Below are 25,953 nucleotides of genomic sequence, written 5' to 3'. Positions count from 1 at the left end.
CAACCAAAGGGTGACAGAGCACCATAAAATGTCAAATAGATTCTTTTCGGAATTTTAGCGCTTCAAAAATTTGATAAAATTATTATTTAATTTGAATATGTTAAATGAAAAAAAAGTCATTTTTATAGCTACACTTGATTACTTTCAACTTGACAACTTTTGTAAAAAAAATTCCATATTAGCTCATATGACTTTGAACGGATTGAAGAAATGTTGCAGCTGACGACACCAGAGCAAATTGCTTCCGCAATGGATGGCCGACTAAAACAGATCGTCCCTGGCCGCTTCGAAGCACTGCTGCCCGCTGCAACTGTGCAAAACCACGCAGCATTTTTATCTCGCAACTCTCATGGCTTAAACTGCTTGTGGTTTGGTGGCTCATTAGAAGGAAAGTCTGATATCTCAATTTGGCGCTCGACACTTAAACACAATGTCTGGTCACGCGCTGAACAATTAACCGATGACCCCTTAAGATCTGAGCAAAATCCTATTCAGTTTGATCCCATGGACGGGCAGCAATTAATTTTAAACACAGCGCAACCAGGTGGAAACCAAGATGAATGCGTCGTGTGTATGCGCGCGGCAGGTGAGGCAGCCGTAGTGCTCCCACTTCCCAAAGGCACCTTTATTCGCGGTGCGTTAACCGTTCGCGAGGATGGTGCTTGGCTGCTACCACTCTTCCGCTGCGTGCCGCGTCCTGGACACAGATGGACAGGCAGTCATGACACAGCTGCACTAGCGATCAGCGCCGACAAAGGCAAAACTTGGAGAGAGGTAGACGTTCCAGGTTCAATCGGCTGCGTCCACATGACATTGGTACGATTAACATCTGATCACTTTGCTGCTTTTTTTCGCCGCCGACAGGCTGATTTCATATATAGAACCGAGAGCACTGACGGTGGCGAAACTTGGTCCGTGCCTAAAGCGACGGATGTTCCCAATAACAATTCATCAATTTGTCCAATTACAATGTCTGATGGGCGCATCGCGATAGCATGCAATCCAGTAAATGCAGCTATGCATCCAAACGCTCGGCGTGAGGGCTTGTATGATGAACTAGGTGAGGATGACAATCGACCGCAAGCCGAGGGTGGCTGCAATCCCATATGGGGCGTGCCGCGAGGACCTTTATCAATATGCTTTTCTATAGATGGCGGTCACACGTTTCCCAAGCGCATAGTTGTAGAAGACGGGCCGGGCACATGTTTGACGAATAATAGTATAGACGGCAAAAATCAGGAGATGTCCTATCCCGCACTACTCGAGGGGCCAGATGGCTCTCTAGACCTAGCCTACACATATCATCGCCGTGCTATCAAACACGTAAGATTGACCAAAGATTGGTTGGATCAACAATGATAGGCATCACAATCGGCGATCCGGCAGGAGTAGGCCCAGAAATTACTCTGCGAGCAGTGGCAGATATGGATGCGTCAGAAAGGGCTCGCACACGAATTTTTGGATGCGTCAAAACTCTTTCAGCGGCTCAAGAAATTCTTGGAATGAACCTAAAGCTAGGATCGGATATTTCGATTACCGACATCCCTGTACAAGATGCGCCACTGATATTTGGAAAAGAAGATGCCCGCGGTGGTGACGCAGCATTTCGGAACATGCAAGCAGCAGTTCACTCCGCGTTAGCCGGTGAAATCAATTGCATAGTAACTGCACCATTAAACAAGGCATCTTTGAATGCTGCCGGTCATCATTACGATGGCCACACGGGCATGTTGGCATATCTAACGAACACGCCAAAAGCTTGGATGATACTTGCATCTGAACGACTAAAAGTCATTCACAATTCCACACATGTTTCTCTAAAAGACGCAATTTCGCGAGCAACCCCTACATCAATTCTAGAAACAATTCGCATTGGCGATAAGCATCTTAAACGCCTCGGTTACGAAGATCCGAGAATAGCAGTTGCAGGTATTAACCCACATTGCGGCGAAGGAGGTCTTTTTGGCAATGAAGATCAGATCAACATTCTTCCAGCGGTAGAAGCTGGACAAAAAGAAGGGATCAACGTGTGCGGTCCAATTCCCGCGGACACAGTATTCCATCGCGCTTACAATGGCGCCTTTGATTTAGTGGTGGCTCAGTATCATGACCAAGGACACATACCTGTGAAATTAGTGGCCTTTGATACCGCTGTGAATGTTTCGCTCGGCCTACCCATAGACCGCACTTCAGTAGATCATGGCACCGCCTTTGACATTGCAGGGAAAGGCATAGCAGACCACTCAAATATGATCGAAGCTATTTCCTACGCGCGAAAACTCAGAACAGGGCTAAACCGATGACATTCACAATCCAGGGCGTTAACTGCGCTGCGGCTACCCCGGTAACCGCTGACGGCAGCCCTAATTTTGAGCTTTTCAGCAATCACTGCAAATCTCTCTTGAGTGAGGGTTGCCATGGCGTAGCAATATTAGGCACCACTGGAGAAGCGAATAGCTTTGGCCTTTCGGATCGCCAATCCCTTTTGGATTATATTTTATCAGATGGCGTGCCCGCAGAGGCACTTTTACCAGGCACCTCTGCGCCCTCAACGTCTGACACTTTGACTTTGACCAAGCATGCAGTGAAAAATCAGGTGAAAGGCGTAGTGTTACTCCCACCTTACTATTACAAAAACGTAAGTGACGAAGGTTTGTATCGCTTCTACTCTCATATTGTTGAAGGTGTCGGCGCAGAGGCCCTAAAAGTAGTTTTTTATCATATCCCTCAGGTCACTCAAATCCCGCTGTCGCACGATTTGATTGAGCGCTTAATGACCGCCTATCCCGGAACATTTGTCGCAATCAAAGATAGCTCAGGCGATCTGAAGAATATGAATAGCATGGTTGAGCGTTTCCCTGATTTGGCAGTACTGGCAGGCGCTGACCCTCTAATGCTTCCCTTGCTAAAAATTGGCGGTGCTGGGTGCATCACTGCAACTTCCAATTTACGCGCCAACGACCTCCGTATGGTCTGGGACTTCTGGAACGATCCGCTCCGCGCTAATGACGTTGAAGCCGCACAAGCCCGGATCAATGACTGGAGGTCACTCACCAACCGTTATGTCCAGCTTCCAACCGTTAAAACGATGCTCGCTCGCTCGCGAGGAGATATTGGTTGGCTCAATCTAATGCCTCCTCTCGTTGAGTTAACGGAAGCAGAGCGCGCAGATATATGGACAGAAATGGATCGCCTGAGTTAGGAGGAGAATACCTATGGATATTTCACGTTCCATTTCGCTGCACTTACCTTCTCAAATCGAAATCGGCAAAGGCGCCTCAGCCAAGGTTGGGCATTGGGCTGGTAAAGGAATGCGTATCTTCATTTTGGCGCAACCGATCACAGCCAGCATGGTGAGCAAGTTACAATTATCAGGTGATGTGGAGATTTTTGAGGGCATCGATCCTGAGCCTAAAGATATCGACCTGAATGCGGCAATGGAGGCAGCCCGTAACTTTCGTCCAGATTTGGTGGTCGGTTTAGGCGGTGGCTCAGTAATGGATGTCGCTAAACTTGTGGCAGCACTCTGGAATTCCAATCAAACATTAGATGAAGTTGTGGGCCCCAACAAAATTTCCGGCAAGAGTTCACCTTTAGCATTAATTGCTACCACATCAGGTACCGGCTCTGAAAGTGGAATTCGGGCACTGATCACCAATAGCAAAACCAATGCGAAAATGGCCGTAGAAAGTCCCTTTTTGCGCGCAGATCTTGCGGTACTCGATCCAGATCTAACGATGAGCCTACCGCCTGCCGTAACAGCTGCTACGGGAGTTGATGCTCTAGCACATTGCGTCGAAGCTTTTACAAATATCAACTCACATCCAGTAGTTGACGAGTTTGCCCGAATGGGTATGAGGCTTGCCGGAAAGTTTTTGATACGTGCGGTGCAAGACGGGGCTGATGTTGAGGCAAGAGCGGGCATGTTGCTCGCATCATTTTATGGTGGATTATGTCTTGGCCCAGTTAACACGGCAGCAGGGCACGCGCTCGCCTATCCTTTGGGATCTCACGCCGGCCTACCGCACGGCATATCCAACGCAATAATTTTTCCCCATGTGCTCGCCTTCAACACTCCTGTTGAAACTGCAAAAACTAAAGAAATTTTAAACCTGCTTGGACTTTCCGAATGCAACGACCAAGCAGAGGTGTTGGCACAAGCGCACAGTTTTTGCACACAACTTGGGATCAGCATGTCATTAGAAAACTATGGCATCAGCTCCACTGTCCTACGGGCTTGGGCTGAGGAAGCGCATGGTATTCGCCGCTTGATGGATAATAACCCGCGAGACATGTCTATTGATCAAGCTGAAGATATTTACAAAGCGGCTTTTTAACCGCCTTTATCCAAGCCATACTTGTATCCAATTGGTAAAACGCCAAGGATTATTTTTTGGTTAGAGTAGAATAAGCATTGGACGATGTATCGAATTAGATAGGACATGGCGCCAGTAAGTTCTAGGGCAGCAAGGCCAGCGGTACTGCCTCACTTTAAAGTGCATCATGTGCCGAAAAATAATTAATTTTTGTTCTCAAAAGATCGCGTACGACGACCTTGAAACAAACGGTCACGCGACCCACAGAGATGAACAAACATTAAGTCGCGAGACAAGGCCGATTGACCTGTTCGTATTGCGTTAAAAATAGCTAGGTGTTCTTCGTAAACTTGGTTGAGACCATCTGGTGATTTCTTAAGAGATTGACCGTGGAACTGCATTCCTACTGCTATATGGTCTTTTAGCGCTTCCATTGCTGTTACGAAATATTGATTGTCACTAGCTCTCGCAACGCCCAAATGAAACGAAAAATCTGCGTCTTCGCGATGCCTTTGTCGCAACGTCGCATCACGCAGCAAGTCTAAGGCGTCTTTTATCTGCGCCAAAGACCTTTCATTGTGCCGCTCAGCTGCAAGGCGTGCGGCCTCTGACTCCATTGTTATACGAAATTCGTAACACCGTTCCAGATCAGCTATACTCTCAACGGCGCCAAATCCCAACGGATTGCGCAAACCTGAGTTACGAACGAAACTACCCGCCCCGCGCCTTGAAGAAACTAAGTCCTGGTCTCTTAGACGCTGTAATGCCTCTCTTACGATAGGACGTGAGACTTGAAATTCTGATGCCAAATCGTGCTCGGTTGGCAACCTCTCTCCTTCAGAATAAGCACCGGACTTAATTGCTCGAAAAAGATGTTCGAACACTGTGTCTGAGAGGCTTCTACGACCGAGTTTTTTTACTTCATTGGTCATCAACTCTTCCTCATAGGACGATTAATAACTTTCGTTATAAATGCAAAAAACAATCAGGGGCCCCAAATCCTCCTGATTTGGTAACAATTAAACGATTATCGGCTCGAGCTACTGGTAATCCCGGCAAGGCCTCACCTAACAAATGCAGGCATTCTATGCCCATTACGTCCAGCATGGCCTCTGCAGTCGCTCCACCAGTGCATAATATCGAAGGGGCATCTTTTATCCAACTCACTGCAGCTTTTGCAAATTGTTTTGAAGCGTCCTCTAACATTAGTTGTTTGGGGCCATGAAGGGATTGGACGAGCGTCAAATTTGCAATTTCGTCATCCACATTGGGGATCTCTCCCAGATAAGCGGCAACGTACCGCAAACTTGGGCAGGCTTCTCTCAACTTGGTCACCTGATTGAGCGTTATTTTATCCGTTGAGCCAACCAAAATTACCAAGGGCCGGTCAAGCTTGATGGGTAACCGTGTCTCATCTAAACCCATTTGGGCAGCCAATGCCAAGGCTAGGCCTCGCGCGCCAACCATCAAACGGTGATCCACACTGCGCAAAGCAAAAGCGATATCTTCACATGTTTTCGTATCAGGAATTAGCGAATTTGCAGCATGTGAGCCAAGTCGTTCCGCAATAGAAATAGGCTTAGGAACTCCAAATCCTTGCACTTGCCCCTCGCATACTACTCGTCCAAATTCTGGGACGGCGGGAACAACTAACATGTCTCCTTTTAAAGGATCGAGCTCAGCCTCAATATTACCTTTCATCCTTGAGTCGATCTTCTTGAAGATACGAACTCCCTTTGGCACGTATTTTAACAAATTATCAACTGCAGCACGCGCGGCCTCAGCACTCATTTCGCGGGATCGGGTGGAGATTGCGATGACATCAGCTTTTAACACAGATTCATTAATTATATTCCGCATCGCCTTAGGCTTAGTGAAAACTACCACCCCGCCTGGAGCGGAAGAAAATGGGGCAGCAGTGTCAAGTGCACCGCTTAAATCATCCGCGATAATAACCAGCTTGTTGCTCATCAATTCATATACGTCCCGCCATTCGCATTAATCGTTTCACCAGTGACAAAATTGGACATGTCGGAAGCCAGGAAAAGTACTATCTCCGCAATACTTTGCGGCGTTCCCAACCGGCCCAAAGGAATACGTGCTAAAGTAGCTTGGCGATATTCTTCACTCCATTCTGCAGTCATGTCACTTTCTACTGGACCGGGGCATACCGCGTTAACTCGAATATTGTACTGGGCCATTTCTTGAGCCAAATGCATAGTCAAGTAATTAACGGCTGCCTTTGAAGCTCCATAAGATGGAGCTGCGTTGCGATGTGGGGTTTTTGAAGTTGTTGAACTTACATTCACAATAGAACCATATTTTTGAGCAATCATTTTTGGCAGCGTCGCCCTACAAAAATGCAATGTGCCGTTGAGGTTTACATCAATTACTCTATGCCAGTCCTCCAACGCCATATCGAGTGTCGAGGAACGGCTATTCATGCCTGCATTGTTGACCAAAATGTCAATCGGACCCCTTATTTGTTCAGCTACCCTCACCGTTTCAGCAGCAGTTTGGACTTCCGTCACATCACCAATTACAATCGCTGCTGTCCGGCCCATTTGAACAACAGCCTCCTGCAAATTTTTTAACGTGTCCTCGCTGCGACCTTGTACGACGACATCAGCACCTGCCTGCGCTAAAGCAATGGTGATTTGTCTACCGATACCTCGGCTTGCTCCGGTAACAATGGCGGTTTTTCCTAATAGCACGACACACTCTAAACAAAGTTGTTCTAAAGTTGTTGTCAAATAAAATCATACTGAGCGCCATATCGCAATCGACAAAGAATAAAAGCAATAAATTTACTTGGAGAAGCAACACGAGATCTTCTGAACAAGGCATGACAAATTTTATTGTTTTGCTAGTAGATGCAGATTTGCACTAGAGCAGGCTTTGAAAGGCCAAGATTACCACCCTTGAGCGACATCATTGTCCAGTACTTTAGAATTTGAAATCGATAACTCAAACTAACTCAGCCAAATCTAATATTTTTGAAAACGGCTGTTATTTGCCTCTAGAGAAGACATAATACATCAATAGTCGAGAAAGAAGCTTGGAGCGGGTAGCGGGAATCGAACCCGCACGACTAGCTTGGAAGGCTAGGGCGCTACCATTACACCATACCCGCGCGCTGGAATGTTGGGTAAGTCATCGCCCCGTTTTCGTCAAGGATGAATGAGCCTTGACCTATGATGCGGATTTCCGCACATCACACATATGTTAATATTCAAAATTCTCCGCCCTTCCGAATGGGACGCGCTTTGCGCCCAGAAAGAAACCCTTGGCGCGCCGATTGATCAGGCCGATGGCTATATCCATTTCTCGACCGCAGCGCAGGTGGCCGAAACCTTGGCTAAGCATTTTTCAGCTGTCGAAGGTTTGATCCTTGCCGCCTATGACGCCGGTGCCTTTGGCGATGCCCTGCGGTGGGAGGTGTCGCGCGGCGGCGATCTTTTCCCACATTTATATGGCAAGCTGCCCTTTGACGGGGTTTTATGGCATCATGATTTGACGCTTGAAAATGGTCTTCACATTCTGCCCGATTTGAACGGGTGATGAGAGATTAGGATATTTGATGTTTGAAAAAGCCGCCCTTGCCGCCTTGCGCCTGATCTCACCTGAACGCGCGCATGGTCTTGCGCTGACCGCGCTGAAGATGGGGCTTGCCCCCAAAACAGGGCCAATTACCACCTCACGTTTGGCAACAACTGTGGCGGGGATGAATTTCCCAAACCCGCTTGGCCTTGCGGCGGGCTTTGACAAAAATGCCACCGCAATTGCGCCCTTAATGGAAACAGGGTTGGGGTTCATTGAGGTGGGGGCAATAACGCCACAGGCGCAGCCAGGAAACCCGCAACCCCGCGTGTTTCGCCTGCCGCGTGACCGCGCGGTGATCAATCGCTTTGGCTTTAACAATGAAGGCATGGAGGCTGCATCCAAACGTCTGGCCGACCGCCCCCATCGCATTCCGTTGGGTTTGAATTTGGGCGCCAATAAAACCAGCACGGATCGCGCGGCAGATTACGCTTTGGTTTTGGCCCGTTGTGGGGGGCTGATCGACTTTGCTACGATCAACATCTCCTCGCCCAACACCGAGAACCTGCGCGACCTACAGGCCGCAGACCAGCTTGAGCGCTTGTTGCAAGGGGTAATGGATGCGAATTTTGATCTCGCCCGTCCCGTGCCCCTCTTTGTGAAAATTGCACCTGACCTGACCAATGACGAGATTGACGCCATTGCAGAGCTTGGCTTGCGGATGCAGCTTGCGGGGATCATTGCCACCAATACCACCATTTCACGCGAGGGGTTGCGCGGGCGCCATCGGCGCGAAACAGGGGGCCTCTCAGGGCAGCCCTTGTTCGAGCGATCCACCCAAGTTCTGGCACGACTGTCGCAGCAAACAGGCGGCAAGATTGCCTTGATTGGTGTGGGGGGCGTGGCCAATGCGGATCAAGCCTATGCCAAGATCAAAGCGGGCGCGCATTTGGTGCAGCTTTACACGGGGCTTGTTTATGGGGGTATGGGTTTGGTTGCCGATATCCTTCAAGGTCTTGACGCCGCTCTTGCGCAAGATGGCCATGACAGTTTGCAATCTGCCATCGGCACGGGGGTTGACGCATGGCTTTGACCCTCTGGCATAATCCACGCTGTTCGAAATCCCGTCAGGCTTTGGCATTGCTGACAGAGAGGGGCATCGAGTTTGACACGCGCGCCTATTTTGACGCCGCGCCCACCCATGCTGAACTGGCCCTAGTGATCGCAAAACTAGGCCGCCCTGCCCGCGATCTGATCCGCGCAAAAGAGGCCTGCGAAACGGGGGTGGATTTGACGGATGAGGCCTCAATCTTAGCTGCCATGGCCGATGATCCGCGCCTGATTGAACGCCCTGTTTTGATCAGTGAAACCGCCGCCGCGATTGGCCGCCCGCCTGAAAACATCCTCAGGCTGCTTTAGGTCGCGCTGCGCTCAAGTGCGGGATAGCGCGCCCCAAGGCTGAGACCGCGCAGGATGAACATCCCCAACAACGCGGCCCATAACCCGTGATTTCCATAGGTGGGCATCAGCGTCAGGCACAGTATCACATAGCCTGCGAAAGACAGGGCCATCATGTTGCGCATGTCACGGGTGCGGGTTGCGCCAATGAATATCCCGTCCAAAATCCATGCTTGAAACCCAACAAGCGGTGCAAGCACCATCCAAAACAGGTAATCACGCGCCTCAATTCGCACTTCGGGCGCAGTTGTGAGAATATCAATAATCTCGCCTCCAAAGACCCAAAAAGCTGCGGCCATCACCACCGCCACACCGCCCGACCAAAGCGCCGTCATCATGGCGCTGCGGCGCAAGGCGGCACGGTTTTTGGCCCCTAAGGATTTTCCAACAAGACTTTCGGCGGCAAAAGCAAACCCATCCAACCCATAGGCGGTAATATGGATGAATTGCATAAGAATTTGATTGGAAGCGAGGGTCGTATCCCCGAAATCCGAGCCGATATAGATAAATGAGGTAAACCCCGCCATCAGAAAGACGGAACGGATCAAAATATCGGTGTTGACCTGCGCCATATGCAACAGCCGCCTGCGATCAAAAACGCGCGGCCAATCGCGCCATGCAGCCTGCGAAAATCCCGCGCGACACAGATAAAGCCCAAGCGCCAAGCCCGACCATTCTGCAATGGCCGTGGCCGCGGCCACACCATCGACATCATAGCCCAAACCCAACACGAACCCCACTGACAGCAGGATGTTCAACCCGTTCATCCAGAGCTGCAAAACGAACACGGCGCCTGTGCGTTCAGCGGCAATCAACCACCCCGTGATGCCATAAATCGCGATTGCAGCGGGGGCAGACCAAATGCGGATTGCCATGTAATCGCGCGCCAAAGCCTCGACCGCATCACTTGCGGGGGCTATCGCAAAAATAGCCGCGAAAATTGCCGATTGCAGCAGGATCAAAAGCACACCAGCCACCACGCCAATCATCAAAACACGCGACAGCAAAGCCGAGATTTCTGCCTGATCCCCTGCCCCATGGGCCTGCGCGGCCAAACCGACAGTGCCCATGCGCAAGAACCCAAAAATCCAAAATACAGTGGTCATGGATATCGCACCCAAGCCCACCGCGCCGATCATAGCCGCATCACCCAATTGGCCGACAACGCCCGTGTCGACCAAACCCAAAAGCGGCACTGTGATGTTTGACAAAACCACAGGCACGGCGATGCGCAACACCCGCTCATGGGTCAAGGGCGGGGTCTGATCCTTCATGGGGCTGTCACCAAGGCAAAATGGCCATGCGCCGCGGCAATGGGGGTGTCTGGATCACCTTGCCACATCGTGACCGAGATCGAGGCAAAACGGCGCCCCGCGCGGGTCAGCTGCGCCTTGGCAAACCCATCTTCGGGCAGGCCGCGGCGCAAATAATCCACAGTGAAATCAATCAACTTTGGCGGGCTTGTCAGCGGGATAGAGAGCGCATCTATAACATGGGTTTGCGCCGCGATCTGCAGCACCGATGCTGTAACCCCGCCATGCAGCGCGGGCAAAATCGGATTGCCAATCAAAACGCCACGATAAGGCAATTTGATCACCCCGCCCTCTTGGCCCTCTAGGCCCAAAAACCGCGCATAGGGCAGCTGGTTCAAAATCTGCTGCATCAGCCCTGCCTCTTTTGCGGGTTGACCATCTCCAAGACACCCTTGCCCTCTGGCCCATATTCGACCGTGAAACTTCCGCTGGCTTTGGCCAAAAGCGCGCCTGTCTCTTGATCAGTGGCCGCCACAATGACAAAGGCCACATTTCCCCTGATGGCGTAACACTCCGCTTTGGCCAGAACTGTGCCTTTTGCACTCTGGCCCATCACATCAAGGCGCAGATCTAAGGTCGCGGTCGCAAGGGGTTTGCTGTCATGCGCCACCACTGCCGTGCCTGCACAGGTGTCCATCAGCGCCGTGAGTGCGCCTTCATGCAGCGCCCCCACCGCATCACAGAGATCAGGCAGAACCCGCATCGTCATCGCCGCAGCCCCAGATCCAAGGGCAACAATGTTCATCTGCAACGCCGCCGCATAGGACAGTTGCGTGATGAAACTTTGCGCGACATGGAGGGTATCCGACTGGTCGGAGGGCACGGGCATAATCCAACAAATTGAGGTTAATGGTCTGCACCATCTAACGCGCGGCGCGTGCCCGCGGCAATGCGCAAATTACATCGATACCAATTCTATGATAAGCTGCGATCACATCATGGATCAGCCGAGGATGCCGCAAATGCCATCAGACGCCCCACAGCGCGAGGCCGATTTTCGCACCATCGGCGAGATGTGCGCCCTGTTTCAAGTGACGCCGCGCAGCCTGCGGTTCTACGAAAGCAAGGAGCTGTTGGCCCCCTTGCGTGTGGGACAAAAGCGGCTTTATTCCCGCAGTGACCAAGCGCGTCTTAAACTGATTTTACAGGGCAAACGGTTTGGCTTTAGCCTAGAGGCGATGCGACAATTGCTTGACCTTTATGCACTTGGCGACAATCAAGTGACGCAACTGGAAAGAAGCCTAGAAGTTGGGCGTGAAAGATTGCACGATATGCAGGCACAATATACCGAGTTAGGCCAAGCCATTCGTGATTTGCAAAGTCAAATTGATTTGGTGGCGCAAATGCTGGCAGACCGAAAATCGGATCAAGACCCACAGTCATAACGTGACATAAGGAAACCGAGCCGTGACCAACACCCTCTATTGTTTTGGGGAATCTGGAAATGCCTATAAAGCCGCGCTGTGCCTGACATTGGCAGGTGTGCCTTGGCAGCCCCGTTTTGTTGATTTCTTTAACGGCGAGGCGCGCGGTGCAGAGTTTCGCGCAATAAACCCAATGGGCGAAGTTCCCGTGCTAGATGCAGGGGGTAAAATCCTGACCCAATCAGGGTTGATACAAACTTGGGTTATGGATGAAACAGGCAAACTCGCAGGGGCGAGTGCCGCAGATCGTCAAGAAATCTTTCGGTGGATTTTGTTCGATAATCAAAAGGTTTCGGGCACTGCGGGGCCGTTGCGGTTCTTGATGAATTTCGCGCCCGAGGACAAACGAGATGCGGGCGTTATTGGGTATTTGACGGGGCGGATGCAGGCCGCGCTTTCCATTCTTGAAGGGGTGCTCAGCACCCGCGACTGGATTGCCTGCGACAGTGTCTCAGCGGCGGATATCGCCTGCGCGGGCTATCTCTATTACCCTGAAAATTTCAATTTCACGCGCGCCGATTATCCTGCGATTTCGGCATGGCTGACCCGCTTGGCCCACCAATCCAATTGGGCACATCCCTATGACCTGATGCCTGCGCCAACATTGGGCAAAGATGACGGGTTTCGCGATGCATAAGCGCGAGGGCATTGCGTGACCGCGTTAGAGGAATATCAAAAACTAGAGGCCACAGGCCTTTGGCGCGATGTTGGCGACAGCCAACGCCGCGAAGTGGTGATCAATTTGGGCAACACTTCTTTGATCATTTCGACCCTTTCCGAAACCGCGCTCACCCATTGGTCGCTGGCCGCGGTGATCCGCGTCAATCCAGGCGAGCTGCCCGCCCTTTATGTGCCTGTTGAGGGCAGTGACGAAAGCCTCGAGATCGCGGATGAGGACATGATCGCCGCAATCGAAAAGCTGCGCAGTATGATTGACCGCCATCGCCCCCATCCTGGGCGGTTGCGTGGCATTCTGGCGGCCACAACCGCGGCGGTGGTTCTGGGCTTGGGCCTGTTTTGGTTGCCCGATGCATTGGTGCGCCAGACAGTGCATCTCTTGCCCGAGGCAAAAAAGCGCGAAATAGGTCAGGATATTCTCACAGAGATGATCCAACTGACGGGGCCAAGCTGCAATCAAACCGCAGGGCAAGCCGCGCTTGCAACCCTTGCGCGGCGGGTGTTCATTGCCACGCCAACCGTGCCTCGGCTTGTGGTTCTGCGTGATGGTCTGCCCGCAAGCCTACATTTGCCCGGCGATTTGATCGTGCTGAACCGATCCGTGGTTGAGGATTACCAAAGCCCTGATGTGTTGGCAGGGTTTTTATTGTCGGAATATATCCGCTTGGTTGACAGCAACCCCACCCAAGCCCTGCTGCAAGAGGCGGGTTTGTGGGCGACATTTCGACTGTTGACCACAGGCGAGATCAGCGAAACGCATCTGGCTGCGCGCGCCGCCAGTCTGCTGACCGAAACACCAACAGATGTTGCCGATGAGGCGCTTTTATCGCAATTTGCACAGGCCGAGATTTCCTCGCAGCCTTACGCCTACGCACTCGATATTTCGGGTGAAAACACCCTCAGCCTAATCGAGGCAGACCCCCTTCGGACAGCGCCAAATGCGCCCTTGTTAGAAGATACGAGATGGGTTGCCCTACAGGAGATTTGCACTGAGTGAACAGATCACTGAATGCGGGCCAAGGTGAACCCTGCCGCACCCAGGACCAATTCCGCGCGTTGCGTTGCTGGATCACTTGAAAACGGGCCCACCAGAACCGCATATCCCAAACCCATACGCCCAAGCCGTGCAGTCATGCCAAATTGGGCCAATTGCGCGGCGGTCTGCGCGGCTTCGTTTCGCGTGCTATAGGTGGCGGCGCGAACCAATGCACCTGTCACGGAAACTGCGGGCATGGCTGTTGCCTGAACCGTTGCAGCAAATCCCATGCTGCCCCAAAATTTTACTGCTTTTTTGACCATTCAAGCCCCCGAGTTGGGGCAAAAATAAATCAATATTTAGACATAGTAAAGGAACATAAAGGAAAAAATAGATATCCGCCCCTCATTTGGTGGCAAATATCCGATCCCCCGCATCCCCTAGACCCGGAAGGATATACCCCTTTTCGTTCAAACCGCGATCCAAGGCCGCGGTAAAAATTGGCACATCAGGATGGCGAGCGGCGAATGTCCTGACACCCTCAGGGGCGGCCAGCAATGTCATCAGACTGATATCAACGGCCCCTTCCGATTTGATTTTATCCACCGCCGCAGCCGCCGAATTGCCCGTGGCCAGCATGGGATCTAGGGCGATGACATGACGTTGGGACAGGTGCGAGGGCAGGTTGAGATAGTAATCCACGGGCTCAAGCGTTTCCTCATTGCGATACAGCCCGACAAATCCAACCCGCGCAGCAGGGATCACGGCGCGCATCCCCTCAAGCATTCCGTTGCCCGCCCGCAAAATCGAAATCAAAGCCAGTTTTTTCCCTGCAAGTGTCGGCGCATCCATCACCTCAAGCGGGGTTTCAACGGCGGTGGTTGTAACCGCCAAATCGCGGGTAACCTCATAGGCCATCAGCATCGAAATTTCGGTCAACAGGCGCGCAAAATCTTGGGACGCGCAGTTTTTGTCGCGCATCAAGCTCAGCTTATGTTGCACAAGCGGATGGGTCACGATGGTCAGCGTATCAAATTCTGGCATAGTCTTCCCCCTAGCGTTCAAGCCGTTTTGCAACGCGCGCGCGGGTCTCCTCATCACAAAAGGCCGCCGCAAGCGCGGTTTGGTTTATTTCCGTGAATTCTGCCTCACCCCATCCAAAATGCTGTTCCAAGGCCTCATATTCACGGCTCATATTGGTGTGAAAAAAGGGCGGATCATCGGTTGACACGGTTACCTTGACCCCAGCCTCGCGAAGCCGCGCAAGCGGATGACTTTTCCAATTTGGGAAAACCCCAAGAAAGACATTCGACACAGGGCAGCATTCCAAAACAACATCCGTATCGGCAAGGCGTGCGACCAAGTCAGGGTCACTGATCGCCTCGACACCATGCCCGATACGGGGCGGATTATAGGCATCTAGCGTCTCGCGCACCGATTGCGCGCCCCCCCATTCGCCTGCATGAATGGTGAAGGGCAGTCCTGCCTCGGCCGCGCAATCAAAGCTCCATGAAAAATCGCGCACATGGCCAATCTTTTCGTCCCCCGCCATTCCAAAGCCGCAAATCATGCGTCCCGCCGTTTCCGCAGCACAGCGCGCGGCCCGTTTCGCCTGATCTGGCCCGAAATGACGAACCGCCGTAATCACGCCCCGCATCGTGATCCCAAAATCTCGCTCGGCGGCATCTGCGGCTTCGGTCATTGCAAAAAGATACTCACGCCAAGCACCAATATCCCCCCCACCACAAAAATCAGGGGACAAAAAGGTTTCGCAATAAACCACCCCATGGCCTGCGGATGCCTCAAGCACAGACCGCGTCAGACGCGCATAATCTTCGGGCGTGGTGAGAACCGATGTTGCCGCCTCATAGACGCGTAGAAAATGCACGAAATCATGAATGTCATAGCCGCCTTGCGCGGTGAAAATACCCGATAAATCCACCTTTTTTTCGAAGGCAACCTGACCAATAAAATCAGGCTGTGCCGCCCCCTCAAGATGAAGGTGCAATTCAACCTTTTTGACGCGGGCCATATCTGGCATTGCACTTCCCCTAGAAATAATAGCCAAGCGCGGTGACCAATATGGCAAATAAGGTGGCCGCGCGCCATGAGATCACCCGCTGCGACAAGACCCGCGCGGCCAAACGCACACCAAATAGGGCGGCGACAAAGGTCATGGCGGCATAGATGATTTGGCTGTCAATCTGGCTCATAAGGCAGGGGTTCCAATCTGAAGGGGGCCAAGCCCCAAATGCGCAGCAAGACTTGCGCCAATATCGGCAAACGCCCGAAGGCCTAGCCCTTGGGGTGCATGGTCAGGGGCCGCGACCAAAAATGGGGCACGTTCACGGGTGTGATCCGTGCCAACCCATGTGGGATCATTACCATGATCCGCGGTTAAAATCAGCATGTCACCCGCGCGCAGCGCAGCGATAATTGGCGCAATCGCTGCGTCAAACCATTCCAGCGCACCCGCATAACCCGCCACATCGCGGCGATGGCCAAAACGGGCATCAAACTCAACGAAATTGGCGAGTGTGAGGCTACCATCGGGGGCGCAATCAACCGCGTGGGCCAGATGTTCCATCAGCCGGGCATCACTTCCTTTATGACTTTCTGTGATACCACGATGCGCGAAAATATCGCTGATTTTGCCAATTGCAATGACCGCGCGCCCTGCCTTAGATGCGTGATCCAACAGGGTTGGGTTGGGCGGCATCATCGCGTAATCGCGGCGGTTTTCAGTGCGCTCAAATGCGCCTACGCGACCCGTAAAGGGCCGCGCGATCACCCGCCCTACCCGCATCGCGTGCAACTGCGGGGCGAGCCTTTCGCACAGGTCGTAGAGACGCTCTAGCCCAAAGACCTCTTCATGCGCGGCAATCTGAAAGACACTATCGGCGGAGGTGTAGCAAATCGGATGCCCCGTTTGCAGATGTTGCGCCCCAAGGCGTTCGATGATCTCAGTGCCAGAGGCGTGGCAATTGCCCAAAATCCCCCCAACACTTGCGATAGATCGAACCGCCGCGACCAAAGCCTCAGGGAAACTGGGAACGGTGGCGGGAAAATAGTGCCAATCCCAAGGCAAGGCGCAGCCCGTCAATTCCCAATGGCCTGATGGCGTGTCTTTGCCTTTGGCGGATTCTTCGGCCACACCCCAAATGGCATTCGGTGCGGCCGATGTCAGGGGTGCAGGACAAATGCCGCTTGCCAGATGCAAAGCGGCCCCAAGACCCAGACCATCCAAATTCGGCACTCTCAGCGCCTGTGCCTGCGCGATATGGCCCACGGTATTCGCACCAGTATCGGGATGGCCCACATTGAAATATCGGTCTGCATCTCGCGCGCCCCCGATACCAACAGAATCCATCACCACCAAAAATCCGCGCGCCATTCAGCCGATCCTTTCATGGATCAAGACAGGGCGCGGCGGTCTTTCTTCGGAGAGGATGAAGGCGTCTAACAGGATTGCCCCCATATGTTTGGCAATCTCAGGGTCGCGCGCATGAAGGCGCAAAAGCGGGGTCGTAGGGTCGGCCAAATCACCAATCCGCTGGATGTCGGACAGACCCACGCGTTTGTCGATCTGATCCTCTGCCTGTAGGCGCCCCCCGCCAAGATGCACCACAACCTCGCCCAAGGTGCGGGCGTCAATTGCGCGAATATAGCCCGTCTTTTGCGGGAAAATATCCACCGCATAGGGCGCTGCAGGCAAGCGATCTCGCCAACGCGCCACAAAATCCGTAGCGCCCCCTTGCGCCGCGACCATACGGCCAAAAACCTCGGCGGCGTGACCTTGGGTCAGCGCGTTTGTCAGTGCCATCTCACCTGCCGCCGCATCAACCGCAAGCCCCGCTTGCACCAAAACCTCGCCCCCAAGGCTGATGGTTACGCGGATCAGATCACTGTCGAGCTTTGGACTGCACAGCGCCTCCATCACCTCCATCATTTCCAAAGCATTGCCCGCTGCACGCGCAAGCGGTTGGTTCATATCGGTGACAAGCGCCGTGGTTTTACAGCCCGCACTTTGCGCTGTATCCACCAAGGATTGAGCCAGTTGCACGGCCTCTTGCGGGGTTTGCATAAAGGCACCCGTGCCGCATTTAACATCTAACACCAAGGCCTCTAGCCCTGCTGCCAATTTCTTGGACAAAATAGAGGCCGTGATCAAATCAATGCTTGGCACAGTGGCGGTGATATCACGCAATCCATAAAGCCTGCGATCCGCAGGGGCGATATCGGCATTGGCGCTGACAATCGCACAGCCCACTTGCCCCACAATGCTTTGCAAATCCTCAATGGAGACATCAATCTGCAAGCCCGAAATTGCCGAAAGTTTGTCCAAAGTGCCGCCCGTATGCCCCAAGCCGCGCCCTGAAATCATCGGCACATAGGCCCCGCACGCCGCTAAGGCAGGGGCAAGGATCAGCGACACACAATCGCCCACCCCGCCTGTGGAATGTTTGTCGATCACAGGGCCATCCAGTGACCACCCCAGAACCGTGCCACTTTCCAGCATCCCATGGGTCAGATGGGTGCGGTTCTCAAGGCTGAGACCGCGCAAACATATGACCATCGCAAAGGCCCCCGCCTGCGCATCGCTGACAGTGCCATCCGCCAACCCTTCGGCAAAGGCAAACATCTCAAATTCGGTCAGGGCTTGCCCCTCTCGCAATTTTGCCAAGATGCTGCGCGGATCGGCCATGATCTGCCCTATTCCATCGCCGATTTGACAAAGGCGCCAGGCAGAATGTCCGCCATGCTCAGGATCGCCTGACCTGTGCCGCGCGTTGTGGCCATGGTGATCAGCACCTCATCTCTGCTGAATTCCCGCAATTTTTGGCGACACCCTCCACAAGGGGCGACAGGAACGGGGCTATCTGCGATCACCGCAACCTCTAGGATCTCATGACAGCCTGCGGCAATCATCGCTGAAATTGCGCCCGCCTCGGCACAGGTGCCTTGGGGATAGGCCGCGTTTTCGACATTCACCCCTTGGTAAATCTGCCCATCTGCCCCACGCAGCGCAGCACCGACTGCAAAGCCCGAATACGGGGCATAGGCGCGCGGACGGATTTCTGCGGCGGCGGCCATCAATGCGGGGTCTGGTGTCTTTGTCTGGGGCATGATCCGCACTCCTTGAATTGCGTTGCCTCAATCTGTCCTGACGAACCGATGCACGCAAGGCGAAAGAAAAAGCGGGCCCAAAGGCCCGCCCTTCATCCCGTCTCGTCAAACCCGCCTTAGGCTTTGGGGTAGCCCAAAGTTTTCAAGGCCACTGCAATCTCGTCTAAAATCGCAGGATCATCAATTGTTGCAGGCATTTTATAGCTTTCGCCATCGGCGATTTTCACCATTGTGCCGCGCAAAATCTTACCCGAACGGGTTTTGGGCAGGCGATCCACCACAACGGCCAATTTGAACGCCGCAACGGGGCCGATTTTGTCACGCACAAGTTTCACGCATTCAGACACGACATCTGCCGCATCTTTGGTCGCCCCTTTATTGAGACACAAAAACCCCAGAGGCATTTGCCCTTTGAGATCATCTGCCACACCGATCACCGCGCATTCAGCCACATCTGGATGGGAGGCAAGAACCTCCTCCATCCCACCTGTCGACAAGCGGTGACCCGCCACGTTGATCACATCATCCGTGCGCGCCATGATATAAAGATACCCGTCTTCATCCTTATATCCCGCATCACCCGTCTCGTAATAGCCTTTGAAATGCTCAAGATAGGATTTGCGGAAGCGGGCTTCGGCATTCCACAACGTAGGCAAGGTTGCAGGCGGCAAGGGCAATTTAATCGCAATCGCGCCCAATTCGCCCGCAGGCAATTCATGCCCGCCCTCATCCAAAATTTGCACATCATACCCAGGCATTGGCACCGAGGGGCTGCCGATTTTGACAGGCAATTTTTCAATACCCAATGGGTTGCCACAAATGGCCCAACCCGTTTCGGTTTGCCACCAATGGTCAATCACTGGCACGCCAAGTTTTGCCTGCGCCCATTGGATTGTGTCAGGGTCGGCACGCTCACCCGCCAAGAACAGCGATTCAAGGCTAGAGATGTCATATTTTCCAATAAAGCTGCCTTCTGGGTCTTCGCGCTTGATCGCGCGAAAGGCCGTTGGGGCGGTAAACAGGCATTTAACTTTATGCTCGTCAATCACGCGCCAGAACGTGCCTGCATCAGGCGTGCCAATAGGTTTGCCCTCAAAGACGATTGTGGTGCAGCCAAAGGTCAGAGGCGCGTAACAAATATAGGAATGCCCCACGACCCAACCCACATCAGAGGCGGCCCAAAACACCTCGCCGGGGTTCATGTCGTAGAGATTGCGCATTGACCAATTCAACGCAACCAGATGGCCGCCTGTATGGCGCACAACGCCCTTTGGCTGGCCCGTTGTGCCAGAGGTGTAGAGAATATAGGCGGGGTGGTTGCCCTCGACGGGCACACAAGGCGCAGGCGCAACCCCGTGTTGGAAGCCATACCAATCGACATCGCGCCCATCGGTCAAGCTTGCCACTTCTTGCTCGCGCTGAAAGATCACGCAGAAATCTGGCTTATGGGCGGCGGCCTCGATAGCCGCATCCAAAAGCGGTTTATAATGCACCACGCGGCCCGGCTCGAGGCCACAGGAGGCGGCGATGATACATTTGGGTTGCGCATCATCAATGCGCACCGCCAATTCAGCCGCAGCAAAGCCGCCAAAGACCACCGAATGCACCGCGCCAATACGTGCGCAGGCAAGCATCGCCTCAACTGCCTGTGGCACCATCGGCATATAGATAATGACCCGATCCCCTTTGGTCACACCTTTGGCCTGAAGGCCACCCGCCAGAAGCGCGACACGTTCTTGCAATTCTGCATAGGAAATCTTCTGAACCGTGCTGGTGATGGGGCTGTCATAGATGATAGCGGTGCGATCCCCATGGCCTGCGGCAACATGGCGATCGACCGCGTTCCAACAACCATTCAGTTGACCATCTGCAAACCATTCATAAAGAGGCGCGTTTTCATCGGACAGCGCGTGGGATGGTTCAACATCCCAATCAATGGCAGAAGCAGCCTCCATCCAAAACCCTTCTGGGTTGGAACGGGCATACTCATAAATCTTTTGATAGCTCATGCGGGCCTCCCTTTGCTTGCGCAATTTTCTATCCCTTCAACCATAGCTTGCGCAAGAAGGTGACTTTGACGCAGGCGCGAAAACTGCGACCATGCGCCACTTTGTTTTAACGGCGGGGACGTTAGATGGAGGAATATCGAACAGGAGCCTCCACCATGACCATGTCCTTAAACGAAGACACAAGCCACTATATCACACGCCATGTCACCTATCGCCTGCCCGTCATCGGGCGCATCGCGCGCGAGGTGGTCGAGGGCGAAGTAGACAACAGTTTTGCCCTTATTATCATGGTTGTATCGGCTGTTGCCTCGGCCGTTCTGATTTGGGGTTTTCCCGCACTGATCATCTCGGCGCTTGGGGCAACCGCATTGATGTTTCTCACACTGTTGCGCATCACCTTTGGCTAAGGCGCGGCAGTGCGCCTGTCAGCCATAGGTGGCGACAGGCGTGCCTGCGAGGGCGGAGATATTCAACAGCCCCCGCGCGGTGATTGAGGGGGTGACGATATGCGCGCGATTGCCCATCCCCATAAGAATCGGCCCGACTTCCAGCCCGCCCGCCTTCATCTTTAGGATGTTCCGTGCCGCCCCAGCGGCATCAGTATTGGCAAAGACAAGCGCGTTGGCCTGCCCCTCAAGGCGCGAATTGGGGAAAATTCGGGCGCGCAGTTCAGGATCAAGCGCGCTGTCGATATGCATCTCGCCCTCATAGGCGAAATCAAGCGACATCGCGTCCAGAATATCGAGCGCCGCACGCATCCGCCGCCCACTATCACTGTCGAGATTGCCGAATTGACTGCCAGAACACAGCGCAATTTTTGGCGCGATGCCAAAACGGCGCACATGACGGGCTGTGGCAATCACCGTCTCGGCGATTTGGTCTGGGGTGGGCTGCGCATGAATATGCGTATCGGCAATAAAGAGCGGCCCATCTTCCAAAATCATTAAGGACAGCGCCCCAACAGGATGTAACCCGTCACGGGCCAAAAGCTGGCTGATATATTTCAAGTGCCACAAATACTGGCCAAAGGTGCCGCAGATTAAGCTGTCTGCCTCTTCGCGATACACCATGACCGCGCCGATGGCGGTGGTGTTGGTGCGCATAATCGCACGGGCCAAATCGGGGGTCACCCCGTGACGTTCCATCACGCTGTGATAGCTGCCCCAATAATCCCGATAGCGCGGGTCATTTTCGGGGTTTACGATTTCGAAATCCACCCGCGGGCGGATGGTCAGGCCTGCCCGCTCGGCTCGCATTTCAATCACATCGGGACGACCGATAAGAATGGGGGTGTCTGTGGTTTCCTCAAGCATGGCTTGGGCCGCACGCAAAACGCGCTCATCCTCGCCTTCTGCGAAAGCGATACGGCGGGTCGTAGTGGCCGCTGCGGCAAAGACAGGGCGCATGATAAGCGCAGAGCGGAACACCGCCTGATTAAGTTTGGCGCGATAGGCGGCGATGTCATCAATGGGCCGCTTCGCCACACCCGAACTCATAGCCGCCTCGGCCACGGCACTGGCCACCACACCCATCAGGCGCGGGTCAAACGGCTTGGGGATCAGGTAGTCAGGGCCAAAGGTCAGCTGCTCGCCCTTATAGGCCGCCGCCGCTTCGGCACTGGTGGTGGCGCGCGCCAAGGCGGCGATGCCTTCAATACAGGCAATTTGCATCGCGTCATTGATTTCGCTTGCGCCGACATCCAAGGCGCCGCGGAAGATGAACGGAAAGCATAAGACGTTGTTCACCTGATTAGGAAAATCTGACCGCCCCGTGGCAATGATCGCGTCAGGCTTTACCGCGCGCACATCATCGGGGGTGATTTCTGGGTTCGGGTTCGCCAAGGCAAAGACCACAGGACGATCTGCCATGCGCGCAACCATCTCGCGCGTTAAAACACCCGGGCCAGACAGGCCAAGGAACAAATCCGCCCCCTCGATCACATCACTCAAGGAAGCAGGACTATCCCCTTGGGCATATTCGGCCTTTTGCGGGGTCATTCCCGCCTCACGGCCCTGATAGACCAGACCATCCAAATCGCAGAGCCAAACATTCTCACGCTTGAGGCCCAGTTTCAGCAGCATATTGAGGCAGGCAATCCCCGCCGCACCGCCGCCCGTAGACACGACCTTGATATCGGCAAAGGATTTCCCCGCAAGACGCAGCGCATTGGTTGCGGCCGCGCCCACGACAATCGCCGTTCCATGTTGGTCGTCATGGAAAACGGGAATATTCATTCGCTCACGGCACAGTTTTTCTACGATAAAACAATCTGGCGCTTTGATATCCTCAAGATTGATTGCGCCAAAGGTTGGCTCAAGCGCGCAAACAATATCCGCCAATTTCTCGGGGTCGCTCTCGTTCAATTCAATGTCAAAGCAGTCGATGCCAGCGAATTTCTTGAAAAGAACGGCCTTCCCCTCCATCACAGGCTTTGAGGCGAGTGCGCCAATATTACCAAGGCCTAGCACAGCCGTGCCATTGGTCACCACGGCGACAAGGTTGCCGCGTCCTGTATAGCTTTCGGCATGGGCGGGGTCTGCTTTGATTTCAAGGCAGGCTTCAGCAACGCCGGGGCTATAGGCCAAGGACAGGTCGCGCCCATTCGCCAAAGGCTTGGTCGCGCGCACCTCTAATTTTCCTGGTTTTGGGCCTGCATGATAGGCAAGCGCGCGCTGGCGCAAACTGTCGTTGCTATCTTCAGTCATGATCTATTCCCAATCGGCTATGGTCGCCAAACAGCCGCAAACGGCCGCCCTCCGCAATTAGTTTAACGTTAAACTATCACCTAGGAAAGGGTAAATCCCGTTTGGATTACACGAATTGCTCGCGCAAAAGCCGTTCTTCCAAACCATGGCCTGGATCGAACAGGATACGATGGGTCACGTCTTGCGCGCTGGATATCTCTACATGGGTGACATTGTTCACCGAAACGCTATCGGCATCTGCCATCACAGGCCGGTGGTCAGGATCGACCACTTCGAAAATTACGTTGGATGATTTATTGAGCAGCGCCCCCCGCCACCTGCGCGGACGAAAGGCCGCCACGGCGGTCATCGCCAAAACATCTGCACCAATGGGCAAAATCGGGCCATGCGCGGAATAGTTATAGGCGGTCGAGCCTGCAGGCGTGCATAACAACGCGCCATCGCAGACCAGTTCTTGCATGCGCAGCTTTCCATCAACATGGATGCGCAGCTTGGCGGCTTGGGGGCCTGCACGCAGCAAACTGACCTCATTGATTGCCAAAGCCTCGACTGTTTCGCCTGTCGCGCGCCGCGCCTTCATGCGCAACGGGTTGATCTGCGCCTCCTCCGCCGCAGTGAGGCGGGCCATCAAACCATCGGCAGAATATTCATTCATCAAAAAGCCGACCGTACCACGGTTCATTCCATAGACAGGACGATTGAGCGGTTGGGTTTCATGCAAGGTCGACAGCATGAAGCCATCCCCGCCAAGCGCCACGATGATATCGGCCTCCTGAGGCGTTGATTGGCCATAAGCCGCGCTCAATTCCGCAAGGGCTGCCTGCGCCATCCGCGCCCGCGAGGCCAAAAAGGCTATTTTCAAATCTTTGCTCATCTGCGCGACCTTTGCGAGACAGGGGTGACGCCATCCTGTTCCCTGCCATGCCGAAACACAAGACCCCGCAAAACAGTGCAAATTTGCCCGCCTTGCAGGGCGGCAGGGCGCGACTCTCTGTCGAATTGCCGCTTTCACCCTTTTCCAAGGGGCTGTTCTACCCTAAACACCATGCGATAGACAGCGCCCGCGCGTGACCCAACAAAACGCGCCCCCGATGTAAGGAGCCCTCACTATGACTGCGCCCCACCGTGACGATGGATTTTTCACTGAAGCCCTCAGCACCCGTGACCCTGAAATCTTTGGCGCGATTACCAAAGAATTCGGTCGTCAAAGGGAAGAGATCGAATTGATCGCCTCCGAGAACATCGTCTCGGCTGCTGTGATGGCTGCGCAAGGCTCGGTGATGACCAATAAATATGCCGAAGGTTATCCAGGTCGGCGGTATTATGGCGGCTGCGATTATGTCGATATCGCAGAAAACCTTGCGATTGAGCGAGCCTGCAAATTGTTTGACTGTGCGCATGCCAATGTGCAGCCCAATTCAGGCAGCCAGGCGAACCAAGGGGTTTTCACAGCTCTTTTGACGCCCGGCGATACCATCTTGGGCATGAGCCTTGATGCAGGCGGCCACCTGACCCATGGCGCCAAGCCCAACCAATCGGGCAAGTGGTTTAACGCCATTCAATACGGCGTGCGCAAGCAGGACATGGAAATCGACTATGAAGCGATTGCCGAACTTGCGGCTGAACATAAGCCCAAAATGCTGATCGCGGGCGGCTCGGCCATTCCGCGCGTCATTGATTTTGCAAAAATGCGTGAGATTGCTGACAGTGTCGGTGCTTATCTTTTGGTCGACATGGCGCATTTCGCGGGGCTTGTGGCATCGGGTCATTACCCCTCGCCTTTCCCGCATGCGCATGTTGCAACCACCACCACGCATAAAACCCTGCGCGGGCCACGCGGCGGGATGATCCTGACCAATGACGAAGATATCGCCAAGAAGGTCAATTCTGCCATCTTCCCCGGCATTCAAGGCGGGCCGTTGATGCATGTGATCGCCGCCAAGGCTGTGGCCTTTGGTGAGGCGCTGCGCCCCGAATTCAAGGCCTATCAGACCCAAGTGATTGCCAATGCCAAGGCGCTGGCGGATCAGCTGATGAAGGGGGGCTTGGATATCGTCACAGGCGGCACAGATACGCATTTGATGTTGGTTGACCTGCGCCCCAAAGGCGTGAAAGGCAACGCCACTGAAAAGGCGCTTGGCCGTGCCAACATCACCTGCAACAAAAACGGCATCCCGTTTGACACCGAAAAGCCGATGATCACCTCAGGCGTGCGTTTGGGAACACCTGCGGCCACAACCCGTGGCTTTACCGAGACCGAATTCCGCCAAGTTGCGGATTGGATCGTTGAAGTGGTCGATGGCTTGGCCGCGAATGGTGAAGACGGTAATGGCGCCGTAGAGGCGAAAGTTGCCGCAGAGGTGAAGGCACTCTGCCAGCGCTTCCCCATCTATCCAAGCATCTGACA

Annotated in this window: 28 protein-coding genes and 1 tRNA gene; 12 read left to right on the top strand and 17 right to left on the bottom strand. The window is 53.8% G+C overall.

The genetic code is table 11. From position 1 onward, the window contains the following. Positions 1 to 210: 210 nt before the first annotated feature. The 4 genes from AAC637_RS10185 to AAC637_RS10170 are packed head-to-tail and all read left to right on the top strand — an operon-like array spanning position 211 to position 4,337. Complete coding sequence (locus tag AAC637_RS10185; RefSeq protein WP_340303470.1) at positions 211 to 1,359, top strand: sialidase family protein; 1,149 nt, start codon at positions 211 to 213, stop codon at positions 1,357 to 1,359. Continuing rightward, positions 1,356 to 2,303, top strand: coding sequence for a 4-hydroxythreonine-4-phosphate dehydrogenase PdxA (gene pdxA / locus AAC637_RS10180; RefSeq protein ID WP_340303469.1), 948 nt, complete (start codon positions 1,356 to 1,358; stop codon positions 2,301 to 2,303). The genes AAC637_RS10185 and pdxA overlap by 4 nt, the downstream gene beginning before the upstream one ends. Beyond that, the gene (locus AAC637_RS10175; RefSeq protein WP_340303468.1) at positions 2,300 to 3,202 is read left to right on the top strand and encodes a dihydrodipicolinate synthase family protein; all 903 of its coding nucleotides are present in this window, start codon (positions 2,300 to 2,302) and stop codon (positions 3,200 to 3,202) included. Before pdxA ends, AAC637_RS10175 begins: the two co-directional genes overlap by 4 nt. Positions 3,203 to 3,215: 13 nt before the next feature. Then, entirely contained in the window at positions 3,216 to 4,337 is a 1,122-nt protein-coding gene (locus AAC637_RS10170) for an iron-containing alcohol dehydrogenase (RefSeq protein ID WP_340303467.1), read from the top strand. Positions 4,338 to 4,519: 182 nt separating this feature from the next. On the opposite strand, the gene AAC637_RS10165 is transcribed toward AAC637_RS10170, so the two are convergent. From AAC637_RS10165 to AAC637_RS10150, 4 genes are all read right to left on the bottom strand, one after another. Further along, positions 4,520 to 5,248, bottom strand: a complete 729-nt coding sequence (locus AAC637_RS10165) for a FadR/GntR family transcriptional regulator (protein ID WP_340303466.1) — start codon at positions 5,246 to 5,248, stop codon at positions 4,520 to 4,522. Positions 5,249 to 5,282: 34 nt separating this feature from the next. Then, entirely contained in the window at positions 5,283 to 6,287 is a 1,005-nt protein-coding gene (locus AAC637_RS10160; protein WP_340303465.1) for a four-carbon acid sugar kinase family protein, read from the bottom strand. Continuing rightward, the gene (locus AAC637_RS10155; RefSeq protein ID WP_340303464.1) at positions 6,287 to 7,069 is read right to left on the bottom strand and encodes an SDR family NAD(P)-dependent oxidoreductase; all 783 of its coding nucleotides are present in this window, start codon (positions 7,067 to 7,069) and stop codon (positions 6,287 to 6,289) included. Before AAC637_RS10155 ends, AAC637_RS10160 begins: the two co-directional genes overlap by 1 nt. Positions 7,070 to 7,375: 306 nt before the next feature. Continuing rightward, positions 7,376 to 7,449 (bottom strand) — tRNA-Gly (locus AAC637_RS10150). An 89-nt stretch (positions 7,450 to 7,538) separates the two neighbouring features. Between AAC637_RS10150 and AAC637_RS10145 the strand changes: the two genes are divergently transcribed. Genes AAC637_RS10145 through AAC637_RS10135 form a run of 3 tightly spaced genes read left to right on the top strand, consistent with a single transcriptional unit; the run spans position 7,539 to position 9,275 of the window. Beyond that, on the top strand, positions 7,539 to 7,877 hold the full coding sequence (locus tag AAC637_RS10145) for a DUF952 domain-containing protein (RefSeq protein WP_340303463.1): 339 nt from the start codon (positions 7,539 to 7,541) through the stop codon (positions 7,875 to 7,877). A 19-nt stretch (positions 7,878 to 7,896) separates the two neighbouring features. Then, entirely contained in the window at positions 7,897 to 8,949 is a 1,053-nt protein-coding gene (locus AAC637_RS10140; RefSeq protein ID WP_340303462.1) for a quinone-dependent dihydroorotate dehydrogenase, read from the top strand. Beyond that, entirely contained in the window at positions 8,940 to 9,275 is a 336-nt protein-coding gene (locus AAC637_RS10135) for an ArsC/Spx/MgsR family protein (RefSeq protein ID WP_340303461.1), read from the top strand. The genes AAC637_RS10140 and AAC637_RS10135 overlap by 10 nt, the downstream gene beginning before the upstream one ends. On the opposite strand, the gene AAC637_RS10130 is transcribed toward AAC637_RS10135, so the two are convergent. From AAC637_RS10130 to AAC637_RS10120, 3 genes are read right to left on the bottom strand one after another with little or no spacing between them, the layout of a single operon-like run. Continuing rightward, the gene (locus AAC637_RS10130; protein ID WP_340303460.1) at positions 9,272 to 10,588 is read right to left on the bottom strand and encodes an MATE family efflux transporter; all 1,317 of its coding nucleotides are present in this window, start codon (positions 10,586 to 10,588) and stop codon (positions 9,272 to 9,274) included. The genes AAC637_RS10135 and AAC637_RS10130 overlap by 4 nt on opposite strands. After that, positions 10,585 to 10,977 (bottom strand): PaaI family thioesterase, encoded by a 393-nt coding sequence (locus tag AAC637_RS10125; RefSeq protein WP_340303459.1) that lies wholly within the window; start codon positions 10,975 to 10,977, stop codon positions 10,585 to 10,587. Before AAC637_RS10125 ends, AAC637_RS10130 begins: the two co-directional genes overlap by 4 nt. Then, the gene (locus tag AAC637_RS10120; protein ID WP_340303458.1) at positions 10,977 to 11,456 is read right to left on the bottom strand and encodes a PaaI family thioesterase; all 480 of its coding nucleotides are present in this window, start codon (positions 11,454 to 11,456) and stop codon (positions 10,977 to 10,979) included. Before AAC637_RS10120 ends, AAC637_RS10125 begins: the two co-directional genes overlap by 1 nt. Positions 11,457 to 11,589: 133 nt before the next feature. On the opposite strand from AAC637_RS10120, the gene AAC637_RS10115 reads away from it, so the two are divergent. Genes AAC637_RS10115 through AAC637_RS10105 form a run of 3 tightly spaced genes read left to right on the top strand, consistent with a single transcriptional unit; the run spans position 11,590 to position 13,726 of the window. After that, entirely contained in the window at positions 11,590 to 12,012 is a 423-nt protein-coding gene (locus tag AAC637_RS10115; protein WP_317655448.1) for a MerR family transcriptional regulator, read from the top strand. A 22-nt stretch (positions 12,013 to 12,034) separates the two neighbouring features. Then, the gene (locus AAC637_RS10110) at positions 12,035 to 12,688 is read left to right on the top strand and encodes a glutathione S-transferase family protein (protein WP_340303457.1); all 654 of its coding nucleotides are present in this window, start codon (positions 12,035 to 12,037) and stop codon (positions 12,686 to 12,688) included. 15 nt (positions 12,689 to 12,703) lie between these two features. Then, positions 12,704 to 13,726, top strand: coding sequence for a hypothetical protein (locus AAC637_RS10105; protein WP_340303456.1), 1,023 nt, complete (start codon positions 12,704 to 12,706; stop codon positions 13,724 to 13,726). Between the two features lie 5 nt (positions 13,727 to 13,731). On the opposite strand, the gene AAC637_RS10100 is transcribed toward AAC637_RS10105, so the two are convergent. The 8 genes from AAC637_RS10100 to AAC637_RS10065 form a co-directional block, all read right to left on the bottom strand. Next, the gene (locus AAC637_RS10100) at positions 13,732 to 14,028 is read right to left on the bottom strand and encodes an SPOR domain-containing protein (RefSeq protein WP_340303455.1); all 297 of its coding nucleotides are present in this window, start codon (positions 14,026 to 14,028) and stop codon (positions 13,732 to 13,734) included. An 82-nt stretch (positions 14,029 to 14,110) separates the two neighbouring features. Beyond that, positions 14,111 to 14,749 (bottom strand): uracil phosphoribosyltransferase, encoded by a 639-nt coding sequence (gene upp, locus AAC637_RS10095; RefSeq protein WP_317655453.1) that lies wholly within the window; start codon positions 14,747 to 14,749, stop codon positions 14,111 to 14,113. A gap of 10 nt (positions 14,750 to 14,759) precedes the next feature. Continuing rightward, on the bottom strand, positions 14,760 to 15,746 hold the full coding sequence (locus tag AAC637_RS10090) for an adenosine deaminase (RefSeq protein ID WP_340303454.1): 987 nt from the start codon (positions 15,744 to 15,746) through the stop codon (positions 14,760 to 14,762). Positions 15,747 to 15,756: 10 nt separating this feature from the next. Further along, on the bottom strand, positions 15,757 to 15,918 hold the full coding sequence (locus tag AAC637_RS10085) for a hypothetical protein (RefSeq protein WP_340303453.1): 162 nt from the start codon (positions 15,916 to 15,918) through the stop codon (positions 15,757 to 15,759). Next, positions 15,915 to 17,099, bottom strand: a complete 1,185-nt coding sequence (locus AAC637_RS10080; RefSeq protein ID WP_340303452.1) for a phosphopentomutase — start codon at positions 17,097 to 17,099, stop codon at positions 15,915 to 15,917. The genes AAC637_RS10085 and AAC637_RS10080 overlap by 4 nt, the downstream gene beginning before the upstream one ends. Continuing rightward, positions 17,100 to 18,410 carry a thymidine phosphorylase gene (locus AAC637_RS10075; RefSeq protein ID WP_340303451.1) on the bottom strand — a complete coding sequence of 437 codons (1,311 nt, stop codon included), beginning with the start codon at positions 18,408 to 18,410 and terminating at the stop codon, positions 17,100 to 17,102. It abuts the gene before it with no gap. An 8-nt stretch (positions 18,411 to 18,418) separates the two neighbouring features. Continuing rightward, complete coding sequence (locus AAC637_RS10070; RefSeq protein WP_340303450.1) at positions 18,419 to 18,832, bottom strand: cytidine deaminase; 414 nt, start codon at positions 18,830 to 18,832, stop codon at positions 18,419 to 18,421. A gap of 116 nt (positions 18,833 to 18,948) precedes the next feature. Next, a complete protein-coding gene (locus AAC637_RS10065; protein ID WP_340303449.1) occupies positions 18,949 to 20,841 on the bottom strand; it encodes a propionyl-CoA synthetase in 1,893 nt (630 codons plus the stop codon). Positions 20,842 to 20,996: 155 nt separating this feature from the next. Here AAC637_RS10065 and AAC637_RS10060 point away from each other — a divergent pair, with 155 nt between their 5' ends. Then, the gene (locus AAC637_RS10060) at positions 20,997 to 21,248 is read left to right on the top strand and encodes a hypothetical protein (RefSeq protein WP_340245188.1); all 252 of its coding nucleotides are present in this window, start codon (positions 20,997 to 20,999) and stop codon (positions 21,246 to 21,248) included. 18 nt (positions 21,249 to 21,266) lie between these two features. Here AAC637_RS10060 and AAC637_RS10055 read toward each other — a convergent pair whose 3' ends face one another. Further along, a complete protein-coding gene (locus tag AAC637_RS10055) occupies positions 21,267 to 23,546 on the bottom strand; it encodes an NADP-dependent malic enzyme (RefSeq protein WP_340303448.1) in 2,280 nt (759 codons plus the stop codon). A gap of 106 nt (positions 23,547 to 23,652) precedes the next feature. Beyond that, complete coding sequence (locus AAC637_RS10050; protein ID WP_340303447.1) at positions 23,653 to 24,420, bottom strand: NAD kinase; 768 nt, start codon at positions 24,418 to 24,420, stop codon at positions 23,653 to 23,655. A 235-nt stretch (positions 24,421 to 24,655) separates the two neighbouring features. Here AAC637_RS10050 and glyA point away from each other — a divergent pair, with 235 nt between their 5' ends. Further along, positions 24,656 to 25,951, top strand: a complete 1,296-nt coding sequence (gene glyA / locus AAC637_RS10045; RefSeq protein ID WP_340303446.1) for a serine hydroxymethyltransferase — start codon at positions 24,656 to 24,658, stop codon at positions 25,949 to 25,951. The last annotated feature ends 2 nt before the right edge of the window (positions 25,952 to 25,953 follow it).

Source organism: Roseobacter sp. HKCCD7870 (assembly GCF_037830315.1).
Taxonomy (GTDB): Bacteria; Pseudomonadota; Alphaproteobacteria; order Rhodobacterales; family Rhodobacteraceae; genus M30B80.
Note: the sequence above shows the minus strand (reverse complement) of the source record. Positions and strands in the feature narration are given on the sequence as shown.